We start from the raw sequence: 6,000 nt of genomic DNA, 5'->3' as shown, positions 1-6,000 counted from the left end.
GGCTGAGAAAGAAAACAATCATCCGCATCATTTGCGACGCTGAATGCCATTCCCACCGCGGGGATGTCAGGATTGTCGTTGGTGGTGTGGACTCTCAAGTGTGAGGTAAGGGCGTTTGGTGAATGCCTTGGCATGCAGAGGCGATGAAGGACGTGGCACGCTGCGATAAGCGTTGGGGAGCTGTGAGCAAGCTTTGATCCAACGATTTCCGAATGGGGAAACCCACCCTCACCATTTAATTTCGCTGCCGTTTCGACGACAGCGAAGGTTAAATGGGAAGGGTATCACCGAAGTGAATACATAGCTTTGGTGAAGCGAACCCGGGGAACTGAAACATCTCAGTACCCGGAGGAAAGGACATCAACAGAGACTCCCGTAGTAGTGGCGAGCGAACCGGGACCAGGCCAATGCCTTCAATTCAAGTAGCAGAACACTCTGGAAAGTGTGACCATAGCGGGTGACAGTCCCGTATGCGAAACTGATGTTGAAGGATTTGAGTAGGGCGGGGCACGTGAAACCCTGTCTGAACGTAGGGGGACCACCCTCTAAGCCTAAGTACTCCTGCATGACCGATAGTGAACTAGTACCGTGAGGGAAAGGTGAAAAGCACCCCGATGAGGGGAGTGAAACAGTACCTGAAACCGAACGCCTACAAGCAGTTGGAGGGTCCTTGAGACCTGACAGCGTACCTCTTGCATAATGGGTCAGTGACTTAGTGTAACAAGCAAGCTTAAGCCGTTAGGTGTAGGCGCAGCGAAAGCGAGTCTGAATAGGGCGACTGAGTTTGTTGCATTAGACCCGAAACCCGGTGATCTAGGCATGACCAGGTTGAAGGTGCGGTAACACGCACTGGAGGACCGAACCGTTCAATGTTGAAAAATTGTCGGATGAGTTGTGTTTAGGGGTGAAAGGCCAATCAAACCGGGAAATAGCTGGTTCTCCGCGAAATCTATTGAGGTAGAGCGTCAGACGAATACCATGGGGGGTAGAGCACTGGATGGATGCGGGGGTCGCGAGATCTACCAATTCTAACCAAACTCCGAATACCCATGAGTAATATCTGGCAGACAGACGGCGGGTGCTAAGGTCCGTCGTCAAAAGGGAAACAGCCCTGACCTACAGCTAAGGTCCCCAAGTCACGTCTAAGTGGTAAAGCATGTGGGAATCCCAAAACAACCAGGAGGTTGGCTTAGAAGCAGCCATCCTTTAAAGAAAGCGTAACAGCTCACTGGTCTAAATAAGGGTTCCTGCGGCGAAAATGTAACGGGGCTCAAGACGTGCACCGAAGCTTAGGGTGTGTAGCAATACACGCGGTAGCGGAGCGTTCCGTAGGCTGATGAAGCGATCTGGTAATGGGTCGTGGAGGTATCGGAAGTGCGAATGCTGACATGAGTAGCGATAAACAGGGTGAGATGCCCTGTCGCCGAAATCCCAAGGGTTCCTGCTTAAAGCTAATCTGAGCAGGGTAAGCCGGCCCCTAAGACGAGCCCGAAGGGGGTAGTCGATGGGAACCACGTTAATATTCGTGGGCCTGGAGGTGTGTGACGGATCTCGTAAATTGTCTGACCTTATTGGATTGGTCAGGCTTTGAAGAGGTTCCAGGAAATAGCCCCTCCATTATAGACCGTACCCTAAACCGACACAGGTGGGATGGTAGAGTATACCAAGGCGCTTGAGAGAAGTCTCCTGAAGGAACTCGGCAAATTGCCTCCGTACCTTCGGAAGAAGGAGGCCCCACTTCTGGGCAACCAGTTGTGGGGGGCACAGGCCAGGGGGTAGCGACTGTTTAGCAAAAACACAGGGCTCTGCTAAGTCGGCTTCAAGACGACGTATAGGGCCTGACGCCTGCCCGGTGCCTGAAGGTTAAGTGGAGTGGTGCAAGCTGCGAAATGAAGCCCAGGTAAACGGCGGCCGTAACTATAACGGTCCTAAGGTAGCGAAATTCCTTGTCGGGTAAGTTCCGACCTGCACGAATGGCGTAACGACTTCCCCACTGTCTCCAGGAGATGCTCAGCGAAATTGAATTCTCCGTGAAGATGCGGAGTACCCGCGGTTAGACGGAAAGACCCCGTGCACCTTTACTGCAGCTTCAGAGTGGCATTAGGAAAGAACTGTGTAGCATAGGTGGGAGGCTTTGAAGCACTGGCGCCAGCCGGTGTGGAGCCATAGGTGAAATACCACCCTGTTGTTTTCTGATGTCTAACCTCGATCCATGAAACTGGATCAGGGACCCTCTGTGGCGGGTAGTTTGACTGGGGCGGTCGCCTCCTAAAGAGTAACGGAGGCGCGCGATGGTAGGCTCAGGACGGTTGGAAACCGTCTGCGAGAGTGCAATGGCATAAGCCTGCCTGACTGCGAGACTGACGAGTCGAGCAGAGACGAAAGTCGGTCATAGTGATCCGGTGGTCCCGAGTGGAAGGGCCATCGCTCAACGGATAAAAGGTACGCCGGGGATAACAGGCTGATGATTCCCAAGAGCTCATATCGACGGAATCGTTTGGCACCTCGATGTCGGCTCATCACATCCTGGGGCTGGAGCAGGTCCCAAGGGTTTGGCTGTTCGCCAATTAAAGTGGTACGTGAGCTGGGTTCAGAACGTCGTGAGACAGTTTGGTCCCTATCTGCCGTGGGCGTCGAAATTTGAGAGGAGTTGACCCTAGTACGAGAGGACCGGGTTGAACATACCTCTGGTGTACCTGTCGTCACGCCAGTGGCGCAGCAGGGTAGCTATGTATGGACGGGATAACCGCTGAAAGCATCTAAGCGGGAAGCCTCCCTCAAGATAAGATTTCATAGAGCCGTGGAAGACCACCACGTTGATAGATCGGATGTAGAAGCGCGGTAACGTGTGGAGCTAACCGATACTAATTGCTCTATTCGCACTTAAGAGTCCCACCATCAACGACAGTCCTGAACGGCGAAAAGCCTGAAGGTTGTCCGCGAAGTGGATGATTGTAACAAAGTCCAAATTGCACGGGCATTCGATTGAAACCCAAATTCGACCCACGCCGGCTTCATTGCTTGGTGACCATGGCGTCAGTGACCCACCCGATCCCATCTCGAACTCGGCCGTGAAACCTGACAGCGCCGATGGTACTATGGCTCAAGCCCTGGAAGAGTAGGACGTCGCCAGGCATTGCAGCCGACGTGAGGACGAATACGGAAAAACCCATTCACAAAGTTAGAGGCCGGCAGAAATGCCGGCCTTTTGCTGTTTTCGCGGATCGCTTTTGGCGCCGCGATATTGGTGGCGCGGGATGGAGCAGCCCGGTAGCTCGTCAGGCTCATAACCTGAAGGTCGTAGGTTCAAATCCTACTCCCGCAACCAACAAAAAGCCCGCTTTCCCGATGGGATTGGGGGTTTTTTTGTTTGTGCGGGGCTTTGGTTTCCAGACCGGGCGAGTTTCGTGTCAGAGAAAGTTAGCGTCCAACTAACTTGATCGATCGACTGCAATGGGCCGCAAGTCTTCGTTCGGGATCTCTCTCAAAGCACCTTCCAAAATCGTTCGCAAATGCGCCTCTTGCGTTTCGGATGAGGAAGGGCGCAATCGAAGTGACGGCGCCAATCTCTCTCAGCGAGCGAACAGTTGCTCCATATCCGCAAACGCCTTGAATTCGAGCGCATTGCCCGCGGGGTCGAGAAAGAACATCGTCGATTGCTCGCCCGGCTGTCCGGCAAAGCGCGTCTGCGGTTCAATCACGAACGCGACGTCGTGCGCGACCAGCCGGTCGGCGAGCGCCTGCCACTCGGTGGGTGGCAGGACGACGCCGAAATGCGGCACCGGCACCGCATGACCATCGACCGGATTATGCCCCGCGGCCGCTTCGCGCCGATCGACGCGGTGTGCGACGATCTGGTGGCCATAGAGGTTGAAATCGATCCAATCGGCATCGCTGCGTCCTTCGGGACAGCCGAGCACGCGGCCATAGAAATGGCGCGCGGCGTCCAGATCGTCGACGGGAAAGGCGATATGAAAGGGGGCAAGGTCGGTCATTCCCTGCATGTGCCGCACCTATGCACGGAAAGCCAGTGCGGGACTTGGGCTCGCACGCCGAACATGCTAGGCGCGCGGCCATGCTGACCATCAACGGAATCACTGTACGCCTTGGCGGGCGCGCCATCCTCGAACGCGCCACCGCGAGCCTGCCGGCGAAAAGCCGTGTCGGGCTAATCGGGCGCAATGGCGCGGGCAAGTCGACTCTGATGAAGGTGATGATCGGCCAGCTGGAGGCCGACGAGGGCAGCATCGACATGCCGCGCAAGACTCGCGTCGGCTATATCGCGCAGGAAGCGCCGAGCGGAACCGCGACGCCGTTCGACACCGTCCTGGCCGCCGACACCGAGCGCGCCGAACTGCTCGCCGCGTCGGAGACCGAGCAGGATCCGGACAAGCTCGGCGATATTCACGAGCGGCTGATTGCGATCGACGCCTATACCGCGCCTGCGCGCGCCGCGCGTATCCTGATCGGGCTGGGGTTCGACGAGGATATGCAGGCGCAGCCGCTCGACAGCTTTTCGGGCGGGTGGAAGATGCGCGTCGCGCTCGCCGCGCTCTTGTTCTCCGAACCCGACCTGCTGCTGCTCGACGAACCGTCGAACCACCTCGACCTCGAAGCGACTTTGTGGCTCGAAAATTTCCTGCGCGCCTATCCGGGGCAGCTCGTCGTGATCAGCCACGAGCGCGACCTGCTCAACAATGTCGTCGACAATATCCTGCATCTCGAGGGCGGCAAGGTCACGCTTTACGCCGGCGGCTATGACGCGTTCGAGCGCCAGCGCGCCGAACGCGCCGCGCAGCTGGCGGCGGCGAAGGCGTCGCAGGATGCGCAGCGCGCGAAGCTTCAGGATTATGTCGCACGCAACAGTGCGCGCGCCTCGACCGCCAAACAGGCGCAGTCGCGCGCGAAGCTGCTCGCCAAGATGCAGCCGATCGCTGCGCTCGCCGAGGATCAGACGTTGGCGTTCGATTTCCCGAGCCCCGACGAATTGAAACCGCCGTTGATCACCCTCGACCTTGCCAGCGTCGGCTATGCCGACAAGCCGGTGCTTCAGCGGCTTAACCTGCGCATCGATCCCGACGACCGCATTGCGTTGCTCGGGCGCAACGGCAATGGCAAGACGACGCTCGCACGCCTGCTCGCGGCGCAGCTCGCGCCGATGGCGGGGGCGATGGCGGCGTCCGGCAAGATGCGCGTCGGTTACTTCACTCAATATCAGGTCGAAGAACTCGACGGCAGCGACACCCCGCTCGCGCATATGACGCGGGTGATGGAGGGCAAGACGCAGGCGGCGATCCGCGCGCAGCTTGGCCGTTTCGGCTTTTCGGGCAACAAGGCGACGACCGAGGTCAAGAAGCTGTCGGGCGGCGAACGCGCGCGGCTGGCGCTGGCGCTGATCACCCGCGACGCGCCGCACCTGCTGATCCTCGACGAACCGACGAACCACCTCGACGTCGACGCGCGTGAGGCGCTGGTCCAGGCCTTGAACGGCTTTGACGGCGCGGTGGTGCTGGTCAGCCACGACCGGCATATGCTCGAACTCACCGCCGACCGGCTGGTGCTGGTCGACGACGGCACCGCGCGCGAATATTCGGGCAGCATGGACGATTATGTCGACCTGATCCTGGGCAAGGGGCCGTCCAAGGACAAGGTGTCGAAAACCGACAAGAAGGAAGACCGCAAGGCCGCCGCTGCGGCGCGCGAAGCGGCGGCGAAAATCCGCAAGCAGGTATCCGATGCCGAGGCTGATCTCGCGAAATATCAGGTCATCCTCTCCGCCATCGACCGCGCGATGTTCGACCCCGCGGGCGCCGCGAACGAATATAAAGGCCTGACGATGAGCGAGCTGTCACAGCGCCGCGGGAAGATTGTGTCCGCGCAGGAAGCCGCCGAGGCACGCTGGATCGCGGCGGGCGAAGCGCTGGAGGCGTTTGAGGGGGCGGCCTAGGCTTGCGGCAAGTCGACGAACCGGCGAGGATGTCGCTCGAATCGCGTGAAGGA

At 58.3% G+C, this 6,000-nt stretch carries 2 protein-coding genes, 1 tRNA gene and 2 rRNA genes; 4 read left to right on the top strand and 1 reads right to left on the bottom strand.

The window, feature by feature from the left end; genetic code table 11:
* Window positions 1-96 precede the first annotated feature (96 nt).
* The 3 genes from FFS18_RS07575 (at window position 97) to FFS18_RS07565 (ending at window position 3,328) form a co-directional block, all read left to right on the top strand.
* Window positions 97-2,887, top strand: a 23S ribosomal RNA gene (locus FFS18_RS07575).
* A 133-nt stretch (window positions 2,888-3,020) separates the two neighbouring features.
* Window positions 3,021-3,135 (top strand): 5S ribosomal RNA (gene rrf, locus FFS18_RS07570).
* 116 nt (window positions 3,136-3,251) lie between these two features.
* Window positions 3,252-3,328, top strand: a tRNA-Met gene (locus FFS18_RS07565).
* Between the two features lie 244 nt (window positions 3,329-3,572).
* Here the strand turns inward: FFS18_RS07565 and FFS18_RS07560 are convergent.
* Window positions 3,573-3,995, bottom strand: a complete 423-nt coding sequence (locus tag FFS18_RS07560) for a VOC family protein (RefSeq protein WP_137870368.1) — start codon at window positions 3,993-3,995, stop codon at window positions 3,573-3,575.
* Window positions 3,996-4,075: 80 nt separating this feature from the next.
* Between FFS18_RS07560 and FFS18_RS07555 the strand changes: the two genes are divergently transcribed.
* Window positions 4,076-5,947: an ABC-F family ATP-binding cassette domain-containing protein gene (locus tag FFS18_RS07555; protein ID WP_137870367.1), complete on the top strand. Its 1,872-nt coding sequence runs from the start codon at window positions 4,076-4,078 to the stop codon at window positions 5,945-5,947.
* Window positions 5,948-6,000 lie beyond the last annotated feature (53 nt).

This window comes from Sphingopyxis sp. 2PD (assembly GCF_005503695.1).
Lineage (GTDB): Bacteria > Pseudomonadota > Alphaproteobacteria > Sphingomonadales > Sphingomonadaceae > Sphingopyxis.
Note: the sequence above shows the minus strand (reverse complement) of the source record. Positions and strands in the feature narration are given on the sequence as shown.

Bases quoted from the DNA above. Each gene is read 5' to 3' on its own strand.
- FFS18_RS07560 (WP_137870368.1), bottom strand. From the start codon at position 3,995: ATGACCGACCTTGCCCCCTTTCATATCGCCTTTCCCGTCGACGATCTG.
- FFS18_RS07555 (WP_137870367.1), top strand. From the start codon at position 4,076: ATGCTGACCATCAACGGAATCACTGTACGCCTTGGCGGGCGCGCCATC.